The organism is Rhodococcus sp. KB6 (genome assembly GCF_001445685.1).
GTDB classification, from domain to species: Bacteria; Actinomycetota; Actinomycetes; order Mycobacteriales; family Mycobacteriaceae; genus Rhodococcus_F; species Rhodococcus_F qingshengii.
This window is the reverse complement of record NZ_LNAK01000017.1, coordinates 1-20,732: the sequence shown is the minus strand read 5'-3', so window position 1 is coordinate 20,732 and position 20,732 is coordinate 1. Positions and strand designations below refer to the sequence as shown.

General features: G+C 66.4%; 24 protein-coding genes and 5 pseudogenes. 8 read left to right on the top strand and 21 right to left on the bottom strand.

Going from position 1 to position 20,732, the window contains the following annotated elements; all coding sequences use genetic code 11:
- The first annotated feature begins 157 nt into the window (after positions 1-157).
- Entirely contained in the window at positions 158-1,603 is a 1,446-nt protein-coding gene (locus tag ASU23_RS03165; protein WP_058037236.1) for an aldehyde dehydrogenase, read from the top strand.
- A 9-nt stretch (positions 1,604-1,612) separates the two neighbouring features.
- Here ASU23_RS03165 and ASU23_RS03160 read toward each other — a convergent pair whose 3' ends face one another.
- Positions 1,613-1,921, bottom strand: a complete 309-nt coding sequence (locus ASU23_RS03160) for a transposase (RefSeq protein WP_058037223.1) — start codon at positions 1,919-1,921, stop codon at positions 1,613-1,615.
- Between the two features lie 214 nt (positions 1,922-2,135).
- Between ASU23_RS03160 and ASU23_RS03155 the strand changes: the two genes are divergently transcribed.
- Both ASU23_RS03155 and ASU23_RS03150 read left to right on the top strand, forming a co-directional pair.
- The gene (locus ASU23_RS03155; RefSeq protein ID WP_058037222.1) at positions 2,136-3,248 is read left to right on the top strand and encodes an NDMA-dependent alcohol dehydrogenase; all 1,113 of its coding nucleotides are present in this window, start codon (positions 2,136-2,138) and stop codon (positions 3,246-3,248) included.
- A 78-nt stretch (positions 3,249-3,326) separates the two neighbouring features.
- A pseudogene (locus tag ASU23_RS03150) lies at positions 3,327-3,500 on the top strand (glyoxalase/bleomycin resistance/dioxygenase family protein); the annotation flags it as partial.
- Between the two features lie 56 nt (positions 3,501-3,556).
- Here the strand turns inward: ASU23_RS03150 and ASU23_RS03145 are convergent.
- From ASU23_RS03145 to ASU23_RS03130, 5 genes and pseudogenes are all read right to left on the bottom strand, one after another.
- Positions 3,557-3,968, bottom strand: a pseudogene (locus tag ASU23_RS03145) (low molecular weight phosphatase family protein).
- 27 nt (positions 3,969-3,995) lie between these two features.
- A pseudogene (locus ASU23_RS03140) lies at positions 3,996-4,568 on the bottom strand (pyridine nucleotide-disulfide oxidoreductase); the annotation flags it as partial.
- On the bottom strand, positions 4,469-4,969 hold the full coding sequence (locus tag ASU23_RS03135; RefSeq protein WP_058037220.1) for a hypothetical protein: 501 nt from the start codon (positions 4,967-4,969) through the stop codon (positions 4,469-4,471). The gene ASU23_RS03135 and the pseudogene ASU23_RS03140, both read right to left, overlap by 100 nt.
- A 15-nt stretch (positions 4,970-4,984) precedes the next feature.
- The gene (locus ASU23_RS33835) at positions 4,985-5,134 is read right to left on the bottom strand and encodes a hypothetical protein (RefSeq protein ID WP_156423079.1); all 150 of its coding nucleotides are present in this window, start codon (positions 5,132-5,134) and stop codon (positions 4,985-4,987) included.
- Positions 5,131-5,829, bottom strand: a complete 699-nt coding sequence (locus tag ASU23_RS03130) for a hypothetical protein (RefSeq protein WP_156423078.1) — start codon at positions 5,827-5,829, stop codon at positions 5,131-5,133. Before ASU23_RS03130 ends, ASU23_RS33835 begins: the two co-directional genes overlap by 4 nt.
- Positions 5,830-5,965: 136 nt before the next feature.
- On the opposite strand from ASU23_RS03130, the pseudogene ASU23_RS33830 reads away from it, so the two are divergent.
- Positions 5,966-6,100: pseudogene (locus ASU23_RS33830) on the top strand (enoyl-ACP reductase); the annotation flags it as partial.
- Between the two features lie 25 nt (positions 6,101-6,125).
- Here the strand turns inward: ASU23_RS33830 and ASU23_RS03125 are convergent.
- Positions 6,126-6,830, bottom strand: a complete 705-nt coding sequence (locus tag ASU23_RS03125; protein WP_058037218.1) for an RES family NAD+ phosphorylase — start codon at positions 6,828-6,830, stop codon at positions 6,126-6,128.
- Positions 6,830-7,639: a helix-turn-helix domain-containing protein gene (locus tag ASU23_RS03120; protein WP_058037217.1), complete on the bottom strand. Its 810-nt coding sequence runs from the start codon at positions 7,637-7,639 to the stop codon at positions 6,830-6,832. The genes ASU23_RS03125 and ASU23_RS03120 overlap by 1 nt, the downstream gene beginning before the upstream one ends.
- 323 nt (positions 7,640-7,962) lie before the next feature.
- Here ASU23_RS03120 and ASU23_RS33825 point away from each other — a divergent pair, with 323 nt between their 5' ends.
- Positions 7,963-8,238 carry a hypothetical protein gene (locus ASU23_RS33825; protein ID WP_156423077.1) on the top strand — a complete coding sequence of 92 codons (276 nt, stop codon included), beginning with the start codon at positions 7,963-7,965 and terminating at the stop codon, positions 8,236-8,238.
- 62 nt (positions 8,239-8,300) lie between these two features.
- Here ASU23_RS33825 and ASU23_RS34165 read toward each other — a convergent pair whose 3' ends face one another.
- On the bottom strand, positions 8,301-8,462 hold the full coding sequence (locus ASU23_RS34165) for a hypothetical protein (RefSeq protein WP_172827000.1): 162 nt from the start codon (positions 8,460-8,462) through the stop codon (positions 8,301-8,303).
- 509 nt (positions 8,463-8,971) lie between these two features.
- Here ASU23_RS34165 and ASU23_RS34450 point away from each other — a divergent pair.
- Positions 8,972-9,166 carry a hypothetical protein gene (locus ASU23_RS34450; RefSeq protein WP_156423076.1) on the top strand — a complete coding sequence of 65 codons (195 nt, stop codon included), beginning with the start codon at positions 8,972-8,974 and terminating at the stop codon, positions 9,164-9,166.
- A 186-nt stretch (positions 9,167-9,352) separates the two neighbouring features.
- On the opposite strand, the gene ASU23_RS03110 is transcribed toward ASU23_RS34450, so the two are convergent.
- From ASU23_RS03110 to ASU23_RS35250, 4 genes and pseudogenes are all read right to left on the bottom strand, one after another.
- Positions 9,353-9,844: a hypothetical protein gene (locus tag ASU23_RS03110; RefSeq protein ID WP_058037215.1), complete on the bottom strand. Its 492-nt coding sequence runs from the start codon at positions 9,842-9,844 to the stop codon at positions 9,353-9,355.
- A gap of 193 nt (positions 9,845-10,037) precedes the next feature.
- On the bottom strand, positions 10,038-10,622 hold the full coding sequence (locus ASU23_RS03105; protein WP_058037214.1) for a hypothetical protein: 585 nt from the start codon (positions 10,620-10,622) through the stop codon (positions 10,038-10,040).
- Between the two features lie 191 nt (positions 10,623-10,813).
- Positions 10,814-11,173: a hypothetical protein gene (locus tag ASU23_RS03100; protein WP_058037213.1), complete on the bottom strand. Its 360-nt coding sequence runs from the start codon at positions 11,171-11,173 to the stop codon at positions 10,814-10,816.
- 115 nt (positions 11,174-11,288) lie between these two features.
- Positions 11,289-11,786: pseudogene (locus tag ASU23_RS35250) on the bottom strand (DUF6884 domain-containing protein); the annotation flags it as partial.
- Between the two features lie 574 nt (positions 11,787-12,360).
- Between ASU23_RS35250 and ASU23_RS34445 the strand changes: the two are divergent.
- Complete coding sequence (locus ASU23_RS34445) at positions 12,361-12,558, top strand: hypothetical protein (RefSeq protein ID WP_156423075.1); 198 nt, start codon at positions 12,361-12,363, stop codon at positions 12,556-12,558.
- Positions 12,559-12,563: 5 nt separating this feature from the next.
- On the opposite strand, the gene ASU23_RS03080 is transcribed toward ASU23_RS34445, so the two are convergent.
- Together ASU23_RS03080 and ASU23_RS03075 are read right to left on the bottom strand one after the other, a co-directional pair.
- On the bottom strand, positions 12,564-13,334 hold the full coding sequence (locus ASU23_RS03080; protein WP_058037209.1) for a hypothetical protein: 771 nt from the start codon (positions 13,332-13,334) through the stop codon (positions 12,564-12,566).
- A 260-nt stretch (positions 13,335-13,594) separates the two neighbouring features.
- A complete protein-coding gene (locus tag ASU23_RS03075; RefSeq protein WP_058037208.1) occupies positions 13,595-13,792 on the bottom strand; it encodes a hypothetical protein in 198 nt (65 codons plus the stop codon).
- A gap of 134 nt (positions 13,793-13,926) precedes the next feature.
- Between ASU23_RS03075 and ASU23_RS03070 the strand changes: the two genes are divergently transcribed.
- Positions 13,927-15,078, top strand: coding sequence for a pentapeptide repeat-containing protein (locus ASU23_RS03070; protein WP_058037207.1), 1,152 nt, complete (start codon positions 13,927-13,929; stop codon positions 15,076-15,078).
- Positions 15,079-15,130: 52 nt separating this feature from the next.
- Here the strand turns inward: ASU23_RS03070 and ASU23_RS03065 are convergent, their stop codons facing one another.
- The 6 genes from ASU23_RS03065 to ASU23_RS03040 form a co-directional block, all read right to left on the bottom strand.
- The gene (locus tag ASU23_RS03065; protein WP_058037206.1) at positions 15,131-15,844 is read right to left on the bottom strand and encodes a hypothetical protein; all 714 of its coding nucleotides are present in this window, start codon (positions 15,842-15,844) and stop codon (positions 15,131-15,133) included.
- A 49-nt stretch (positions 15,845-15,893) separates the two neighbouring features.
- Positions 15,894-16,979 (bottom strand): ADP-ribosylglycohydrolase family protein, encoded by a 1,086-nt coding sequence (locus ASU23_RS03060; RefSeq protein WP_058037205.1) that lies wholly within the window; start codon positions 16,977-16,979, stop codon positions 15,894-15,896.
- Positions 16,976-17,161 (bottom strand): hypothetical protein, encoded by a 186-nt coding sequence (locus ASU23_RS03055; protein ID WP_058037204.1) that lies wholly within the window; start codon positions 17,159-17,161, stop codon positions 16,976-16,978. The genes ASU23_RS03060 and ASU23_RS03055 overlap by 4 nt, the downstream gene beginning before the upstream one ends.
- A 62-nt stretch (positions 17,162-17,223) precedes the next feature.
- Positions 17,224-19,494, bottom strand: coding sequence for an ADP-ribosyltransferase (locus ASU23_RS03050; protein WP_245219947.1), 2,271 nt, complete (start codon positions 19,492-19,494; stop codon positions 17,224-17,226).
- 280 nt (positions 19,495-19,774) lie between these two features.
- Positions 19,775-20,311: a hypothetical protein gene (locus tag ASU23_RS03045; RefSeq protein ID WP_058037203.1), complete on the bottom strand. Its 537-nt coding sequence runs from the start codon at positions 20,309-20,311 to the stop codon at positions 19,775-19,777.
- Between the two features lie 24 nt (positions 20,312-20,335).
- The gene (locus ASU23_RS03040) at positions 20,336-20,650 is read right to left on the bottom strand and encodes an HNH endonuclease family protein (RefSeq protein ID WP_058037202.1); all 315 of its coding nucleotides are present in this window, start codon (positions 20,648-20,650) and stop codon (positions 20,336-20,338) included.
- Positions 20,651-20,732 lie beyond the last annotated feature (82 nt).

The following is a 20,732-nucleotide window of genomic DNA, read 5'->3' as shown; positions in this document are numbered from 1 at the left end:
GGGAAACCATGAGGACGACCACCTGTACAGCTCCGAGGAGCGAACCATGACCGGAGCATCGAACACGGCGGACCCAACGATGTCGACCGAGACACGTACGGCGGCATGGGCATCCGAGGCAGCACGACATGTGACAACCAAGCGCACGGAGGACTCCATGCTCGAATACGACTCGTTGTTCATCGGCGGCAAGCTCGCCGCAACTGCATCTACATCGGTGATCGAAATACACTCTGCGGCAACCGAAGAGCTGATCGGCCGCACGCCCGAGGCGTCGCCGGCTGACGTCGATGCAGCCGTCGGTGCCGCCCGCCGCGCCTTCGACGACCCGAAAGGTTGGTCGACATGGGAGCCTCGGGCGCGGGCCCGGGTCCTTGAGCAGTTCGCAACCGAGCTCGAGGCGCGCGCCGACGAGATCACCCGACGGGTCTCGCAGCAGAACGGAATGCCCATCACGACCGCGGCGATGCTCGAGTCCGCGCTCCCGGCAACCGTTTTCCGCTACTACGCGGATCTCGTCCGCATCACCGACGTCGAGGAAACCCGTCATGGGCTCCTCGGCGGACGCGCGCAGGTTCGCCGGACACCCCTCGGCGTCGTCGCGGCAATCGTGCCGTGGAACTACCCCAACCTTGTGACGGCATTCAAGATGGCTCCTGCGCTCGCCGCCGGATGCACGGTGGTGCTCAAACCGAGCCCCGAGACGGTCCTCGACTCGTACGTGATGGCTGAGGCCGCGCAGAGCGCCGGCATCCCTGACGGCGTGATCAACATCGTGCCGGGTGGTGCGAGTACTGGCTCCTACCTCGTGTCCCACCCGGGGGTCGACAAGGTGACCTTCACGGGATCGACCGCCGTCGGCCGGCAGATCGCCGCCACGTGCGGCGATCTGCTGCGCCCGGTGACGCTCGAGCTCGGCGGCAAGTCGGCCGCGATCATTCTCGACGACGCCGATCTGATGTCGAACCTCGAAGGGCTCTTCCAGATCGCACTGCTCAACAACGGGCAAACCTGTGTTGCCAACGGACGCATCCTCGTACCGCGCTCACGGTACGAGGAGACCCTCGACGTGCTCTGCGCGCTCGTATCCGGCGCCTCTGTCGGCGATCCCCTCGACCCGCAGACACAGATCGGCCCCCTCGTTTCGGCGCGCCATCGTGCTCGTGTCGAGGGTTACATCGCCAAGGGCGTCGAAGAGGGTGCCCGACTCGTCACAGGCGGTGGACGACCTCGGGAGCTAGCCAAGGGGTGGTTCGTCGAACCCACGCTGTTCGCGGATGTCGGCCCCGAAAGCACGATCGCCCAGGAAGAGATCTTCGGGCCTGTGCTCGCCGTGATCCCGTACGACGACGTCGACGACGCAGTTCGGATCGCCAACAACACGAAGTACGGTCTCGCGGGCACTATCTGGACCTCGGACGAGAAGCGAGGCGAAGAACTGAGCCGCCGGGTCCGCTCCGGAACCGTCGGTATCAACTACTTCATGCTCGACCCGGTCGCACCGTTCGGCGGGATCAAGGCAAGCGGACTCGGGCGCGAACTCGGCCCCGAGGGACTCGACGCCTGCCTGCAGACCCAGTCCGTGTACTTCGCTACCACCTAGAGAAGAAACTCATACCCGCCCGGTCGGCACCGACGTGTCGACCGGGCGGTGCTCTGTCCGCACCTCGATCTGCATCGACGACCAGAACGACTCCATCATCGTTCCTTGCCGGATGCGCTTGTTGGCCTTCGCCAGCGCCGCGCTCTCTAGGGTCGCGACCCCGGGGCGCTTGCCGCGGTCGATCTGGTCCTGGCGAACCCAGTTGTGCAGAGCACCAGCGCTGATGCCGAGCTCCGTGGCAGCGGTGGTGATCGGTTTGCCGGCACGGACGAGTGCGACGGCCCGGAAGCGGAACTCCGGCGGATACGGTCGGGGCATTGATCGAAGCCTCTCAGCAGGGCTCGATCTTCACACCGAAATGGGTAAGAAGCCCTGGGGCAGGTCGGCGAGTCAACCGAAGTGGGGACAGTCCCGAACGTGGCGCGGACATTCAGCCAGATGGCACTGTCGTTCAATCCTACCGAAATGTGACGCAACACAATCGACTGTGACCGGGGTCAATGCCCATTTACCTAGATCGATAGGGACAACCATGAAGATGAACGCCGCCGTGCTCTGGGGCTCACACCAGGACTGGAGCGTCGAGGAAGTCGAACTCGACGGACCCAGGGAACGCGAAGTTCTCATCCGCTACGTCGCCGGCGGCCTCTGTCACTCCGACGACCACGCACGTACTGGCGACATGCCCATCGCCCTGCCCACCGTCGGCGGCCACGAAGGCGCTGGCGTCATCGAGGAAGTCGGCCCCGGCGTAACCAGCCTCGCACCGGGCGATCATGTCGTCTGCTCATTCCTCCCTGGCTGCGGTCGCTGCCGGTGGTGCGCGACCGGACATTCTAATCTCTGCGACATGGGCGCCCACATCCTCGGCGGCACCATGCTCGACGGCACATACCGCCGCCGTGCCCGCGGCCAGAACGTCGGCGCCATGTCACTCCTGGGTACCTTTGCCGAGTACGGCACGGTGCATGAGGAATCCGTCGTCAAGATCGATGACGACCTCCCTCTCGACCGTGCGGTTCTCCTCGGCTGCGGCGTCACCACCGGCTGGGGATCGGCCGTCAACAGCGCCGAAGTCCAACCCGGCGACACCGTCGTCGTCATTGGCTGCGGCGGCATCGGATCAGGCGCCATCCAGGGCGCCCGTATCGCCGGCGCCGAGAACATCATCGCTGTCGACATCGTCGACACCAAGAGGGACATCCTCCTCGGCCTCGGCGCAACTCACTTCTGCACCAGCTTCGAAGAAGCCACCGCCCTCACTGCCGATCTCACCCGCGGAGTCATGGCGGACTCCGCTATCCTGACGGTCGGAGTCGTCACCCGGGACATGATCGGACAGACCCTCGAACTCGTCCGCAAGGCCGGCACCGCAGTTCTCACCGGAATCGCGCCCGCCGCCGAAACCACGGCCAGCATCCCACTCATGACCTTCACCCTGCTCCAGAAGCGTCTCGTTGGGAGCCTCTATGGGGAAGCCAACGCCCGCGCCGACATCCCCCGGCTTCTCCGCCTCTACCGCAACGGTCAACTCAAGCTCGACGAAACCGTCACCACCGAGTACAAACTTGCCGACATCAACCAAGGGTATCGAGACATGTTCGACGGCAAGAACATCCGCGGAATCATCACCCACAATCATTGATCGGAAACGACCAACGTTTATCCACAACGAATGAAGGGTATGTGGATATCACAGGATCTAGCCCTGACGCGGCCGCGGGAGAAGTGGGAGGTCTACACCGTCCTCGCCGACTCGGAGACCCTCGGGTCGAGCCCGCAGCACCTCGATGGCCCGCAGAGCTCCGAGGGCGGCGTGTGCTGCGGTACTGCCGCGCCCGCCGAGGGCTCGACAGGCGAGAAGGAACCGGTTGCCGCCGGAAGCTCCTGCTGCTGAACCCCGCACGACCTCCCGTGTCGGCCGCCCCACGTCGAGGTGGCCGACACGGGTCTTCAGGGACGGCGAAGGCGGGTGGCGAGATCAGCGATGCGGACGGCGATGTCGTCGCGGACCAGTCGCATTCGCTCGATGCCGTCGATTCCTCGTTCGGATGGCTCGTCGGTGTTCCAGTTCTCGAGTGCCGTCCCGTACGGCGGCACGACCTCGGCTTCGCGGCCCAGGGTGCCGATCAGGTCGACGTCTTGAAGTAGGTCCGGGTCGATCGGTTTCGGGGTCTCGCCGGTGATGTCGACGCCGACCTCGGCCAGCACCTGCGCGGAGATGGCATTGATAGCGGTGCCCGGGTTTCGTTCCGGCGGAGTGGATACCCACGGTGTCGCCGACGGCAGCGCGCATCAGCCCGGCCGCCATCTGCGACTTGCCGCCGTTCTTCACGCACACGAACAGCACAGACGGTGTGCTCATCTTCGGATCCCTTTCAGATGTGGTGGGTCAGTCGTCGGGATCGAGTTCGGCGACCGCAGCTTTCGCTGTGCGGCCGACGCCGAGGATGGTGGCCGATCCGGGACCCGTCCAGTCGCCGTAGCCGAGCAGATGCAGCCGCGGCTCCTTCAGGGCGCGGGTGCCCACTGTCGGCACGGTGCCATCCGCGCCTCGCAGTCGTAGAGGCTGCAGATGCCCGAGCGCGGGCCGAAAACCCTTGGCCCACAGAATCACATCGGCATTCTCATAGCGGTCGCCCCAGGCGACGCCGTCGTCGGTGAGTCGATCGAACATCGGTCGCGCGGTCATCGCGCCGCGATCGCGCGCCGCGAGAACCTCCGGGACCATCACGATGTCGCCGAGAGCGGCGACACCTCCCGGGTCGGAGTGCCCGGCAGCCAGGGCGGCGGCGCGGCGGGACGCGACCTCAAACAGAACCCGCCCGTCGACACCGTCGGCCAGGAACCGCGGTGGCCGCAGGGTCACCCAGATCGTGGCCGCGGCTTCGGTGGAGATCTCGGCGACGAGCTGGGCGGCGGAGTTGCCGCCACCGACCACAACGACGTCCGCGCCGCAGAACTCGTCCGCGGTAGGCGACCAGGCCCCGCTCGGGATGTCCGGTGTCCGGTGTCCGGGTCAATGTCGCCGAGCAGATAGATCCACAGTGCGGCGTCGTCGAACTCGGCGAATACCGCGCGGGCCCATGCCTCCGGCTCGTGCGATTCCACGTGCCGGCGTGCACCTGCGCTGTCGGTGCTCGGCACGGTGACCGTCGCGACGGTCCCGGAGGCGGCGGGATCCCATCGCCCGGGCCCGACGTCGAACCGTCGGGCGCCGATCGTGACGGTGAGGGTGACGTTCTTGGTCGCGAGAGCGTCCGCGACGAAGGTGCACGTGAACGGGTCACATGAGCTGGTCACGAGCGAGGGAAACTGGTGGGTGTCGTGGATCCGGGCGGCCAGGAAGGCGCGGTCGGTCTCCATGTTGCGGAGGCCGGGTTACGCGGCTGCGCCGGAGTGCATCGCGGCGAGCGCGGTGAGCCAGTCCGCGAGGTCCTGCATGGCTGCCTCACGGTCGATGGTGGCCTGGTGCACCTCGTCCACAGGGACCGCGGGCACCTGGGTGTAGCGGGCGGCGGCAGACTTCACCGCGGATTAACGGTGTCGCTCGACACCGTAATGCCATGTCCAAGATCTGCCCGCAAAGCCTCCAACGTGGAGGAATCAAGAATCTGCTCAATGCACCGTTCCGAACCGGCGACGAACGTGCTCATCAAGTCGATGTCCGTCGACACGAACCACTCGCCGTCCGCGGGCCACCACAGATTCGGCGACTCACCAGCGAAGGTGTGGCCAGCTCTCGACAAAGAACCAAGGAAGACGTGGTAGCGCCTCCCAGAAGTCGATTCGAGACCTGGGGCGGAGCTGATCTGCGTCTCATCGAAGTTGCCTTCCCAAAAAGCGAAGTAACACTCTCGAGAGGTCGTGAACTCCGCGAGCATTGCGGCAAGCTCACGCCGCAGACCGGGTGCAAGCCTCCCGATCGCGGGCAGGTCATCGACGTAAAGTGCCGAGTCGACACCTTTCCGATAGATCGACTCCCACTGCATCTGCGGATGAACGGTGAGCCCCCCGGATACCGCAACGTCAGACCAGGACACAGATTCTGCTTCCTGGCCATTCCACACGACCGCCGGGTGGAAGATCCGCGCGTACGCCTCAAACCCACCCGGGAAAATCGAATGGACCGTGCCGGAGAAGGGCTGACCCATTCGATCCTCGATCCAGCCAGCCGGTAGACCCTGCCCATGCAAGACCTCGTCACTCCGCCACTCGCGTGTCATGACCCCATCTTGCTCGAAACAGTCACACGCGGCCGGTTGCACAGCACGAGAGATAGCCAGCCTTCGTGGTCGACAGGCTTGACGTGCGGAGCGAGGTCGCGCCGATCTCGCATACTCACCAAGCAGGAAGAACGGATCTGGCCTCGCCTTGGCGTTCGACACGCTGCCCGAACGGGCCGGGATCCTCACCCCGGCCGCCGCGATGGGCGATGCGCTCACCGAACGACTGGCCGCCGCCGACGGGTTCACCCTCGAGGTCGAGCGCGTCTAAGTCGGCCAGTTCTGCCGGATGGCAGTCACCGGGCCGTGTTGCACTTCAAGCAGTCGGCGTCGGCGATGAAGGTGGTGGAGATACCGCTGCCGGAGAGTGCGTCCAGCAGGAGATGTCGCCCTCGTCCGACGTTGAGGGGGATGTCGAGAGGCTGCCCATCCTTATCCAGGGCAACCTCGACAGCATCGGGACAGTCCCACAACGCGATCGAGTAGTCGCCGCGGTAGGCGGTCCGGTAGCGGATGCCTTCCACCTTCGTCGCAGCGGGCTGGTCCTCGTAGATGGCCTGGGCCCACTGCTGGGTCAGCTCACGGTCCTCGTTACCCGATGCGAGCGCCGGGACCGCTCCGATGGCCATCGCCGCATTGGCCTGGTCCAGATCGTAGGTGACGATCTCCCGTACCGGCCGCACCAGCGTGACCCGGAAGTTCGAGCACACATGCGCGGTTAGTGCTTCTCCGAACACCTCGCACGCCGCGGTCGCGAGATCGACCCCGAAATAGATCACCGACCGCCCGTCCGGGTCGAGCGCTTTCGCGGTGATCGGGGGCGTGTGGTGATCGAACCGGTTGAGCGGGCCGAAGGTCCGGAAGGTGACCCCGTCCGGGACGTGGGCGGTGCGGTGATAGACCCGATACCACGGTGCAGTGGCACCGTCGGCCGGCGTCCAGATCCACCGGTAGTCGGCGTCGGGGAGGGGTCTGTCGGGTTGGTCGAGCGATTTGGCCATCAGGTGGCGGCCAGGGTTTCGACGATCGCAATCACATGGTCACTGTCGCGGGCCATCTCCTGTGCGGGGGTGCGGCCGGCGAAGTTGTCGTTCGCCCGGTTCATCCACCGCGACAAGCTCACCTCGCCACCGGGGAAGGTGGCCACGAGTCGGTCCAGGTCCGGGAGGACCGGTTCCGCGTTGTCGGGGGTGAACTGCCAGGCAGGGAAACGCCATTCCCGGCCGTCCTTGAGCCCGACGAGCTTGTGCTGGGCGACCCACTCCGAGACCGTCTGCGGCGAGACACCGAGCAGGTCGGCTGCCTGCGTCCTCGACATCGACGCGCTCAGCTCCTGGCGACGGTGTTCTACCTGGAGCTTCAGGTTCGCCTGCTCGAGGGTGGCGACTTTCTCGTCCGGGATCGCCGGCCCCCACTCGTCAGCATCAGCCTCCGTAGCGTCTTCGGGCGATGAGTCGGCGGCGGGCATGTCCTGAACGAACACCAGGCCACCCGGCTGGGCGTCCGATGTGCACCGCGTCACCCACAGTGAGTAGTCATGAGGTGTGTCGGCGTGCAGGGGCCGCCGAGGTGACGGGTGTGCGTCCCGCAGCCACTCCGCCACCGCGTCGCGCCATACGGCGGCCGACGCGTCCGATGTCAGCCTCGACACGGGCATGTCCGGGCCACCCGAACGGCAGTCCACGAAGAACGACGGAGCTGTCTCCGGCAAAGCGACGACGCCGACATTCTCACCTCTGGCGGCAAACATGTAGATCAGCCGGGAGGCATCCTGCAGATCCTGCGGTGCTGATTCAGATCCCTGCGACATGAATCCACCTCCTAAACTCTGCTACCAGCATACGCAGGATATGCGGGTAACGCGCCCTATGCGGATTGTCCCGATGCAAACGGACCCTCCGGGACCGTTCAGACCACCATCTACCAGCAGTGATGACATGTCCCCTCCTCGCGAGCACGGCGCGTAGACCCTCGGCGCCCGGAATGCTGGCCACGGCGGTGCCGTTAACTACAGGTGGCAGTGCCTGCGGGTACCACCCCTTGCGTCGCTGCGAGCGACCGCGTGCCGAGAGGCCGCGATGACAGGCACTGTCACCCCAGGATCGGGAAGACCTGCACTGCGTAGCGTTCCTGATGACGGGGCCGGAGCCGTCGACACCTTATGGTGCCGGCGGCTTCTACGTCGGCGTCCCCACGTACGCCGCGCCGTCGCGCAGTTGGAACCGACAACGCCTCGCCTGCGTCCAAACAGATATGACCGAGGACGAGCGGGAGCAGATCGCCGAGCTGCACTTCGCCGGCGACCCCGCGGTGCTCGCCGAGTTGCGACGCGATCCCGAGATCTCCAGGCTTCTCGATTCACTCGATCTCGTGGTCTGGGAGCTCGATCTACTCCGCAACACCATCTGACGTGCAGTGGTCCCCGCTGACCGAGCACGCGGCGATCCGGCCGACGCCCGGACCCAGCGGGCTCAGGTCGCGGGCACGAGATCCGCGAGGCGGACCGAGAAGGGGTACTTGCCGGGCGCGTCTACGGTCGCCTCGATGATCGCGGTGCCGCCGTCTTCGACGCTGACGACGGTGAAAACGGAGACTCCTCCAGCACCGAGTCGGACCTGCTGTCCAGGTTGCATGGGGGTTCCTCTCGCTCTGTTGCAATGCTATCGACCGGCGGATCGGCGGCCGCGGCGGGCCGAAACCAAAGACTCTGACGCTATGCCCGTTTACCTGCATAGATGACACGTCCCCGCTGTCGACCTCGTCGAACTACTTCAGCCGAGCCGAAGCCCGAAATGCGGTGCGTAGCGTCTGAATCGACCAACCCCGATCCCCACGCCACTCTGGAGATGCACTGTGCCCTCGATCTTTTCTCGCCGATCGGCCCGCGACAGATCCCGCGATGGGAGAACACCGAAGGATGCCGGTGAGCGCCTGAAGGGGATGTCCGCGGCGGAGACCGCGCGCTTCTGCCGGATCGCTGAGCAGTTCGCTGTGCCCGGTCCGTTCACCGATCCGGACGAGGACGACCGTGAGCTGTGGCGGGCTGGCAAGCTCGTCCCCTGGTACATCAGCACGCTGCTCGACCACGGCAGCCACGTCGGCCCACAGGTCGATCTCGCATGCCGGGTACAGGAGCCGGACGTTGATCGCTGGGAGGCAGGGCATCTGTACCCGATGTGGGAAAACCGTCGCGCTCGCCAGGCTTCTCAACGTCCAGGTACGCGATCTCACCCACCCCGAGGCGACTCCTCGCCATCACGCCGACCGTCCGGTGCACCGACTACCTGGGCTGGCGATCCTGTCTTTCGAGCCCGTTGCGGTCGACGCGGTCACCTGACAGCGGAAGGCCCGCCCGAGACCACGGAACCCCAGGCAGGGTGTCGATCGCGTCATGGAGTTCGCAACGCCCCCCAGGAGGACACGTAGCCACACGGGTGGACCTCGTTGTGCGCGCTTCGTTGGGGAATGCCGAACGATGAAGGGAAGGGGGACGTGCCATTCCAGCAGGTAGGGGCACTCATCGTCAGGCTTCTTCTGCCGGCCGGTCCTCTCTGGCGTGCGTGGGGGTCGCTGTCCGCTCGAAGAGATCGAGCCAGCGTTCGGGTGTGGCGCGGCGTGACTCGAGCATCGACTCGAGTAGCTGTGACCGCCGCGCCCAGTTGTAGGAGTCGTTGTCCCGTCGGTGGTCGCTGGCAGCGCCGCCGCGAGTGACGTACTCGAATGGCAGATCCCAGGCTTCCTGCCCCGACAGCAGGACGACGTCGGCCGCCCCCAGCGGATCGAGGACGTAGGACACGATCTTCGGGCTCTGGCTGTACTGCCGGTACACCTTCATTCCCTGCGTTGATCCTTTGACCTGGACTTTTGCCACGCGGAACGGATCCACCTGGTAGGCCATCAGATCGGCTCCGTGGTCAACGACCGGCAGCGCCAGATACAGCTCAGCGCAGCGTGCCAGCGACAGTTCTGTGGCTGCGACGGCTGCTCGCTCTACCCGGAGATTGGTTGCTCGCATGGCTTCTTCTCCCTGTTCTCGTAGTGGCCGCCTCTACTCGCCCCGCCTCAGATCACCTCGGATCTACGCCAGGATGCTCAGCGCAGGCCCGACCAGGCACGGCAGTATGGCGACAACCGCGGAAGGCCCCGGTCCAGGGGGCTGGGGTGGAGCCTTCCGTGGTCGGACGTCGCTGCTCCGCGACAACCGCGCGCTACCGGCGAGCATTCGACGAGGACGCCGCGTAAGCAACGAGACCGAGCGCACCGGCGGCCACGAGCCCGACGAACGTGCCCACGGCCATCGGGACCGAGGCAGCCAAGCGATTCGCCCCGTCACCGATGCACACCCCCAGCACGATGACCCCGGAGACCCCGAAGGGGATCGCATAGGTCAGAGCCGAACGACGCACGTAGTACGAAGGCTCGAACGCATCTGCCAGGTCGCTGCGTGCAGCCCGATAGCAGGCCAGGGTCACACTGCCGATCATGGCCAGGCCCAGCAGGGACACCCACTCGATCTGCTCGATGTGGCGCGCGACCTGCCAGAAGGCGATGGCTCCGATGATTGCCGAGATGACGCCGAGAAGGGCTGCGGTGCCGAGGACACCCAAATCGTCGTCGTTGGACTTCCCTGCGATCCAGAGCACCACAGCGATCGCGGCCAGGACCACGGCAACACCGATCAATGCGTACCCGAGGAACCAGTTGGCGGCGGACCAGCTCGTGTAGTGGTTCACGGCCACCTCGGCCGATGAACTCGAAGGATAGGGGTACACCTGCGAGAAACGGGGGGTCATCTGTATTTCCTTCCGAGAGAGGGAATGTGGGCGATTCGAGGTGCGACGCAAACGAAGATTTAGAGGGGATTGGCTGCCGCAAATCCGCTAGGATTCCTGGCTTTTCGTGCGTCGACATGCCTACAGGAGACGTCCGACATCGCATGGTGCGGTGCTGCTGCGGGGAGCGCACTCGGGCCTGGTTGACGCCCCTACTTCGCGGTCTCCAGTCGGGGGCTGTCGGCGCCGAGCCCCAGCAGCTCGTCGATGCGCGCGGTCTTGCGCCCTCGACGTCGCGCTCGGGTGAGATGCAGGTAGATCCGGGCGCCGATGCGGACTTCGGCGAGCAGCTTGTGGATCCGCCACTCGGCGAGGAACCCGGCGTCGAGGGCGTCCTGCTTCGCCGTGGTGACCTGATGGTCGAGCAGTTCGATGATGCTCACCAGATCGGCCTTGTCGCGAGTGAGCCAGTCCTGGCGGCTGATGTGGCCGTTCCACTGCTCGACGCGCGGTCGGTCGTCCCAGTTCAGCGGGAAATAGTTGGTCAACGGATCGGTCTCGGTGGCAGTCATGTGCGCCTCCAGGTGCGTGCGGTCGGTTCAGGTGGCCGGCGGCGGCGATGGCGGCGAGGCGCTGCTGCTGTTCTCCGATACCGCGTGCTCCGGCCAGAGGGGTGCGGGCGTGCGGCCAGACCTGCTGTGCGAGTTCGACATAGTCACGGCCACCGAAGAGGACGACATCGGGGCGGTCGAGCAGGCCCTGGTCTGCGGCCTGGTCCCGGAGCTGGTCCGTGGTGATCGCTCCGGGCTGGCCGAGGCGCAGGTTGTAGGGCTCGACGATGGTGTGGAGGTTCAGGAGTCCGTGGCGGGCGGACATGATGCGGACGGACTCGGGCCCGGTGAGTGCGGCGGCGGCGCGGAGTCCGAGGCGGTGGTAGGTGCCTCGGTAGAGCTGGCCGGCCGGTGACGGAATGGGCTCCTTGGTGGCTCCGCACGGCACGATGACCAACGGCGCTACCTCCTGGGCGGCTGCGGTGTCGTGGGTGTCGTGGGCGACATGGTCGGCGATCGTCCAGCGCAGCCAGTGCCAGTCCGGGCGTTCGGCCAGGTTGAACACGCCGCGGCGGTGTCCCCCGGTGATGAAGGGGGTGTTCCAGAGCTGGACGTCGGTGTTGGGGAGGGTCATTTCGACCTGGTCGTACGGTTGCCAGAGTCGGGTGTTCCGCGGGCCGATGGCGCGAGGGATTCCGATGTACTGGCCCCCGTCCTTCGGGCCGATGCCGGGCAGGGAGTGAACGAGCCCGACCTTCATGATCAGGTCTCGGCCGGGGGCCGGGGGTGTCAGCGTGGGGTCGGCGTAGTGGAAGGTCGGACGGTAATTCGGCGGCATCGTGTCGTGGACTGCTTTCGTCGGAGGGTTGGCGTGAGATCGCTCACCAACACCCATAACAATACAATATAACTTTGTATTGTAGAAACAGATGGTCTCGCGGTGACGCTTGCGCCACAGCAGTTTCCGATCAATTGCTCGTCCAACTTCAGTGAGTCAACCCCTCGAACCAGGCGGCAGCGCTCGCCGACGACAATCCGGGACGTGTCGTCTGCGCAGGTCAACCCCTATGGCTACGCGGAGGAAGGATCGGAGACACACAGGACGCCTCGACCCACAGCCAGAGATCCAGTCCGCTATGACCATTCGCTGAACGCACCGGCACGCACACCTGCGCGAGCCAGCGGCCATCCCGGACGCGGAGCCAAGAGTGGAGGGTGCCGAGGCGCGCCGCGGCAAGGTCTATTCCTCCTGCGCGCACGCGAAGGGGCAGTCCGTCGGCGCGGGTGAAACCACCGGGCGGCGGCAGAACGTGGGAAGTGTCGACGACGACCTCGACCGGGGGCTGGAGCCGCCGCAGGGTCGGCACGTCCGGGAACGGCTCGGTCCAGCCGTCGAGGCCGGGTGACTCGATCATTGCGCGATCTTCAGCGGCGTCGGGTCGATTTGGGTTGTCGCCCAGGTGACGTCGCCGGACTGGCCGGTGATCGCGACAGTGGCGCGGCGCGGTCGCTGGCCGCGGGGCCGGGCTTCGACCTCGAGGTCGAGGCCGGTGATGCGGCCGCCGTTGGCGCCGAGGCCGCGGTGGCCGGCCACGCGCGCGTCGAGCTGGAGGTCGATGGCCGGCCAGCGACCGTCGGTGACGACGAGGACTGCGCCGTTGCGTCGGGCGCGGGCGGTGACAGCCCGGGCGCGGCTGGGCGGGACATCGGCACCGCCGAGTGACAACAGGACGACGTCGACGCCGTCGACGAGCACGGCTGCGACGGCCGCCGGATCATCTCCGGCGTCCGGAATGATCGCGCACCGCGCGAGGTCCGCGCCCATCTCGGCGGCCGCGAGCAGCCCGAACTTCGGCCGCCCCACGATCGCAGCCCACCCCCCGGCGCCGGTGACCGACGCGACCAGCCCGACGCGCAGGGCGGCAGCACCGGACACCTGGACTGTCGAGCCTCGAACCAGGCCGTGATGAGGCAGCAGGTCTGCGATCGGAGCTGGTGTCGGCAGCGTCCCCAGAGCGGGTGCGGACGCCAAGGCTGCTGGGCTTTCTTCAGGATGGGTTCGACGTGGAGTCGCGATGACCGGCGATGGGTCGGGTGCGGTGACCGATCGGGCAGGGATCTGCGCAATGCGTTGCCGCAGGTGAGCGATCTTCTCCGCCTTCGACTCCAACGCACGGGTCATTCTCGAACTCCTACCTACGCACCACCAATATAGAACACCTGTTCGATTTAGTGGCGCTCAGATTGCCTCACTCCCCTATGGGGGCTGATACCCCATAGGTTCATCACGGAGTCTGTACGCGCTGGACAACGCCGCGGGGCGGCCGCATCCGCCGGTACATTTCGCGCATGAAAGCAGCGGGCCCAGGACCGGAGAAACGGAAGCCGGCCAACCACCAGAAGAGGCCATCCCAACTGGCCTGGGTTGCGCCCAAACCTGCGTCACCGTGGCTTCTTCTCACGCTCGCGGTCCTTGCCCTCGTGGTGGCTGTTGGAGCTGTTTGGGGACTTGCCGAGCGAGTCACCGAGGACGGCCACTCCGTGTTCACCGCCGACCTGGCCGGGTACGGCCGGACAGTCGGCCTGATCGGTGCGGCAGCGATCGCGGTCCCCGCTGCGGTGCTTGCCTACCGGCGACAACGAGCCCTTGATGACTCGAACATCTTGAAGGCCAACTCCGACTACGACAATCGCCGCGAAGGCATCGAGCGTGACCGTCAGACTCGGTACGGCACCATCGCGGCTCGCCTCTCCATCCCGCGCTCATCGTCCGCATGGCTGCCGTCACCTCGATGGAAACTCTCGCCGACGAATGGCTGGCCGACGACCACGTCGACGAACCCAAACGACTCCGCGAAGCCCAAGCCTGCGTCGATGTCCTGTGCAGCTACCTACGATCGCCCTACGCCCCCTCCAACAGGGAATACAGCCTTACAAAGCGGAAGGTCACGCGCTCGGAGGGGTCGGTCGAACTGGAGGAGCATCACGACTATCTCCTCGACGATCTCGCTGTTCGCGAGACCATCGTCCGCGTCATCGCGGCGCATCTACGGACATCGTCCTCAGCAGTTCCCGGCCCTCACACCAACCTGCGTCCCGGTCCGTGGAGCCACATGAACTTCGATCTGACCGGCGCGCACCTCCACAACCTCAATCTCAGCGCGTGTGTATTCGTAGGAGATGCCCAGTTCCAAGAAGCTCGCTTCACGGGCAAATTGACGACCTTCCGCAACGCTCATTTCTCCCACCCAGAGATAACGTCCTTCTACGGTGCTTGCTTCGCCAGCGAGGTGACGACCTTCCGCAACGCCCACTTCAGCGTCGGGCCCACATCCTTCTACGGCGCTCACTTCACCGGCACGGCGGACTTCTTCGAAGCCAACTTCACCGGCGGGCACACCAGCTTCTTCCGCGCTCACTTCAGTGGCAGGATGACCAACTTCCGCGACGCTCACTTCACCGGCGGACTAACGAACTTCCGCGACGCTCACTTCACCAGCGATCAGACATCCTTCGTCGATGCTCGCTTCACCCGTCGGACAATCTTCGACGGTTCTCACTTCATGGGCAAGGTTGTGTCGTTCCAGGGCGCCCGCCTCACCGGAAATGAGACAACCTTCGCTCTTGCGGAGTCTGCCTATCTGGGATGGATGTTCGACGACGCCGACCTCACGGGTGTTTCGCGCATGCCTACGGGGGTTTGCGGGGTAACGAACGAACGTACGGTCTGGCCGGTCGGACTCCATTCGCGGCCGCCTGGGTGGGCCGCCAGGGGGCTCACACCGCATAACAGCTATTGGAGATCGGTACTTGGCGGGAGCCCTTCCAGCCTTCAGGTGGATGAGATCGAACTACTGGATCCACGACGGCATGGGCCGTTATCAGACACTGTCCCGGCCGAGGAGCCGATTCGCGTGGCTGACTGACTCGGCACCCGCTGCCCGCCACGAAAGAGGGACTACCTACTGGGATGAGTATTCACTGGTAGTAGCCCACTTCCGGCTGGGCGACATTGTCTTTGGGTGGTTCCGCGAACTGTTGACGACCTTCGCGGTGGATGCTCCACCATCGCCAGGCTCCGGCCGCAGCCGCGAGGGGCACCAGCGCGAAGGCGCAGGCGGAGATGACGTTGGCGAGATTCTTGGCGATCCGCTCGACGTCGTCGGCGGTCGCCTGGTCGAGAAGGACGCCCACAGTCGAGCCGATGGCTATCCCGATCCCGAAGACGACGACGAATCCGAGACCGAGGGTCCACCCGAAGATGCTCCACGGGCTCCAGAAGTAGCGCGAGGTGGGCTCGCCGTCGGCCCGGCGCTCGAGCTGGTGCGCACGGAACTCCGCCCGCCGGGCCCGCACGCCACAGAAGACGCACCACAGGGTCACAGCGATCCCACCAGCGACCACCACCGCGTAAGCGAGGTCCTGCACGGTCGCAGGCAGGCGCGCGCCGTCGATGAGTGGCAAGAGCCCAAACCACACGGCCACCGTGGTCCACGCGTATGCGAAAAAGTTGTCGGCGCGGCCCCGACGTTCGGCTGCGCGATGCGCCCAGGCGGCCCCGACCATCCCACTGATGACCAGTACGCCACCGAAGACTGACGTGACCACAGGCTGCATCGACTCCCCCTCGTTGTAGTGCTGTCCTGCAACGGATCCGACCGACTCCTCCCGCGAGACGGGAGGAGGGGACATGTCATGTTTGCAGTTCACAACCCATTTCACCTACGGGGTGTCACCCCGATCAGGCGGTCGCGGAGGCGCCGGGCAGCGTGTCCGCGGCAGCCGTGATCTCGGCGGTGTACCGCGGCTCGAACCGCGGCGTCAGGCCGGCCAGGGCCCAGTAGTCGGGCGTGGTGTGGGCGGCACCGATTACCGCGCCGGCGATGCAGGCGATCGAGTCGGAGTCGCCGTTGCTCGTCGCAGCCCATGCCAGGGCCTCGGGGCCGGTGAGCGGGGCGGTCTCGGCCCCGGCGGGTGCGGTGGCCATGTCGGCGGCGAGCAGGCCGAGTGCGATGGCGCTGGCGGATTCCCAGCCTTCGCCGATGCCGGCGCACGGATCGCCGAACTCGGTCGGGGCGAGCTCGTCGAGGCGGTCCCGGGTCTCCGCGGCCACGAGCAGGATTTCCACGACCTCGTCGTTCAGACCGTTTACCAGCACTGATGACACGTCCCCCGCGTACGGGTCGAGGACGGCGGCGAGGTACGGATCCGTCAGCCATCCGCTGGTGCCCTCGTAGATCGCGTCGGCTTCGGCGAGCGCGGAGTCGAGGAATCGGCCGTGCCGGTCGGGGGCGTGGCGGATCGCATCGGCCAGCAGCAGCGCCGGAACGATCGCGCGCGGGTGCTTGTGGGTGATCACGGCCTGGAGCGCGGTCAGGCCGAGCCAGTACGGCTCGGGGACGAATGCTGCTGGGACCAGGCGCATCACGGCGCCGCAGCCGGCGGATTCGCGGGCTCCGTCCTTGTCGTACCAGCGGGCTCCGGAGCGGAGGCGGTGCAGCGAGCCCATGCAGGCGCGGCCCGGGGCGCGCGTGTTGTCGGGGTCGACCTGCCACAGGACGAAGTGGCGGACGATCGCGTCGGTGACGGCCTCGATGTCGGCGAAGTCCTCGACGTCGACGAGCGCGTCGTGCAGGGCGAGTGTCATCTGGGTGTCGTCGCTGATGATCCACTCACCCGCCGGCGCCGGCACGGGGTAGGCGGGCATGGCGGCGTACTTGCGGAACTCGACCTGGTAGCCCCAGGCATCGCCGGCCGCGAGACCGGTCAGGGCGTTGCCGTAGCGGGCGAGCTGGGTGGCGTGGTTGCTGGCGGTGGGTGCTGTCATGGGTTCTCCCCCTGTTGCTGCTGCTGTTGCTCGATCTCGTTGGCCGCGGTCCGGACCTGCTCGATCTCGATCAGATCGAGGTCGGCGACGCGGCCGAGGTAGTTGGCGATGTCGTCGGGGGTCATGCCTTGCTCGAGGCGCTCGCGGATGTCGTCGAGCTGTTCGTCGGTCAGTGCACTCATGATGGCCTTCTCTCTTCGATAGGGGGACGTGTCGTTTTCGCTGTTAGAACTACGTTTTCAGGCTATGCGACGGCCTTGAGTGGGGTGTAGGTTCCGCCGTCGGCCTCGGCGACCAGGTCCTCGGCGACCAGCCACACCGTCGGCATGCCGTGGATTCCGTGGTGGTCGACCTTGACGCAGCGCAGGTCGGTTCCCATCGGGACGATGACCTCGTCTTCGCCGCTGTGCAGGGAGATCGACTTGACCGGCAGACCGGACCGGGTGCGGATGACCATCATGTACGGCGGGTGGCCGGCGAATCCCTTCGCGGTGGCCTGCTTGGTCGTGGTGCTGGTGACCTTCCCGATCTGCATCTTCGAGCCGACGGTGAAGGTGGCGTCGATGTACTCGGCCGGCGTTCCCTTCCAGCCACTGGGGATCCGGGTTCCGCGCATGACGGTCATCGGCTCGATGTTCGGGTTGTGCTCGTTGAACTTGTCGAACGCGGACTCGATGCCGGCGACGGTGGTCTTCGTCGACGCGGACGGGTTCGGATCTCGGCCGGTCACAGCCGCATTGATGGTCGTGTAGCTGCCGCCGGTGTAGGTGGTCAGCGCGCCGCGCTCGGACTTGTCGAGGACCTTGGTCACGAACGCGGAGTTCGTCGCCGTGAGGCCAGAGAGGTCGGAGGTGTGGACCTTCTCCCCGCTGACCGAGAATCCCCATGCCTTCAGGTCACCGGCCCGCTGGTGGATGACCGCGTAGTCGTCGGCGGTCTCCTTGCCGAAGGCGCGGATGCCGCTGCGGTACAGGCTCGCGTGCTTCTCGGCGCCGAGGCTGTCCGGCGGGATCTTGTGCTCGAAGTGCGGAATCACGCCGCCGCCACGGGTTTCGGTACCGAGCGCCCGGCGGTGTGCACGGGCGTACGCCTCGTCGGCCTGCGCCGGCGTCTTGCCGACCGACAGGGCGTCGGTGCGGGCCTTCTCCCCCGCCGCGACCGCAGCCAGCTCGCGCATGCGCTTGCGGTGGCGTTTGGTGCCGTCGTAGATGTCCGCGCGGACCGGGCCTGCACCGACCGCGTCGGTCAGCTTCTCGACCTCGCTGGTGAAGCGGTCGCTGATGATCTTGTTCTGGGCGTCGGATGTGGCGGCCTTCCCCGCGGCCGCTTGACGGGCGACCTCGAGCAGGACGTCGCCCTGGGCGGCGTGGGCCTGGCGCTGCATCTCGGTGGCGTTCTCGGGCAGCGAGCCGGGCTCGACGAGTATCGGGATGCGGTTCGCCTTCGCCAGGGCGTCTTGCTTGCCGTGGGCCGTGGCCACCGGGTAGTAGGAGTCGCCCTTGCGTTGGAGCACAGCGAAGTCGCCGGAGCCGCGGCGCACGATCGCGGTGCCGCCGTCGAGGTAGCGGCCTTCGACCTGCTCGATAGCGGAGCCGGTTTCCATCGGGATGGTGCCCGACGTGTAGACGGTGGTGTCCCGTTCGACCCCCGCCGGCCCGATCAGCGGGCCCTCGGCGAACGCCGTGGCGGCCTCCTCGGCGTACCTGCGGTTGTACGAGCGGCTGATCGCCGCGACGTCGTCGTCGCTGAGCCCGGCGTAGTAGGCGTCGCGGTCCTCGTCCGTCATGTCGTCGCGCAGGCCGAACTTCGCGGCTGCGAGGTCGTCGCGGACCTCGAGCTGGCGGCGTTGGGCGTCGACGTAGGCGGCCTTGGCGTCGTCGACCTGCTGCTGGAGTTCAGCGACCTCCGTGGCAGATCCGGTCCCCTCCTCCAGTGCCTTCGTGGCCTTGCGCAGGCGGGAGCGGTACCGGTTGACCGCCTTTCGTGCCTCGTCGGCCTCGGCGTCGACCGCCGTGACGTTCTCCTCGGCAGCCGCGAGAGCGGCCTGCGCGGCGGTGATCTTCGGGCCGGCCAGCTTCTCCCGCTCCGCCTTCGCCTGCGCGATCAGCAGTTTCGCGCTGGGCGGGTTCGAGTGGGTGCTCGGCATCGGTGTCTTGCCCAGGATCTCGGGGTCGATGCCGAGACCTTCCATGAACTCCTGAAGGACGCTCGGCGGGGCCGCCTGGATGGCGGCGGCGGTGTCGAGGAGTCCTTCGGCCTTGAGGTGGTCGACGACCTTCTTCCGCGCCTCACGGCCCAGACGACGGTTTCCGTTGGCTTTTGCGGCCGCGGCGTAGCTTCCGCAGCCGGGGCAGCGGCGGCCGGTTCCGTGACCTTTCGAGCGACACATGGGGGCATCGTACTGGGAAGACGACACGTCCCCTCGGCCGATCCCCGTGCCCCAGAGGGCTTCTCCCCGATCGACCAGTGGGCGCGGGCACTGGAGGCCGGCGGCGACGCGAGATGTGCTGTTCATGCCGGTCACCTCCGCTCCCGAGCCACTGCCGCGGCCTAGTCCGTGCGGTCGGCCCGAGCGGTGTCTCCGGCGACCCTGTCAGACGCCGACTTTACAATACCGCTTTTCATTGTTGCAACTGGGATGCACGGTGCGGCAATCCTGAACGTCGAGGTTGTGACCCATGTGTTGGCTCGGAATCCGACCTCGGAGCCGCGGCCCCAGCCCAACGCTCACCGCCGCGATGGCGTAGGCGGGTCCGAGAACAGCCGCGACTCCGAGGAGGAACCTCACCGCTGCGTCAGACATTCGCTGCCGGATCCGCGTTCTCGACCTGGGTCAGGAGTGCATCGGCATGTGCGCGGAACACGGCGGACGTCTCCGACACCTGCCGCAGGCGCGCACCCCAGAACAGCGTTGCCACGATCGCTCCGCCCACGGCCGCCACCAGTGCGTCCCGGGCGAGATCGGCACCCGACAGCGAACTGAGGCTCGTTCCCCAGTTCATCAGGCTGAGAGACATCACCGTTCCGGTGAGCCCGAGGACCATCGCCACGGCGGCGTAGAGGACGTTGACGTCCGATTCGTGCCAACGCCGCACCCATGTGATGGTGCCGGCGATTTCGTCCGAGTCCGCGGGCAGACGTCCGGAATCCCGCAGCACGGTGTAGCGCTCGACGACCTCCCTCGAGGTCGGCACGTCGAGATCAGTCAGCCCTATGTAGGTACGCCGGAACTCCGCGGTGCGCTTGGAAAGCTTCCGTGCACGCTTGTCGATCTCGCGTCGCTCCTTGCGCCGCTCGGCGGCTGTGGACGCGGTGTGGGTGTCGTTCGTCATGGATCCTCCTTGGACGGGTGGTGGTTACCGGGCGCTGCACGCGGTGCGCGCGGCGGCGACGTCTCCTGTGGTGACTGCGAGGTCATACGCTGCGGCCACGGTCAGGAACTTCTTCGCGTACTCGCAGCGGTACGCCGCGTTCGGCGGCAGCCACTCGTCCAGGCCCTTGTCGGACTTGGCCTGGTTCGCCGGACCGTCCGAGGCGATCAGGTTCAGCGCGGTGTCGTTGGCGAACGATTTCCGCTGTTCCAGCGTCCAGTTCGCAGCTCCTGCACGCCAACTCCGCGAGAGCGGGTACAGGTGTAATCCGTAGCTAGTAGGTAGTGCCGTTGACATCATCCTGGGCTTCCTTCCACGGATTCGGGATATGTGGGCGACGGTGTTATCTGCAGGCAGCGAGGTACGCCGATGACACCGCCGA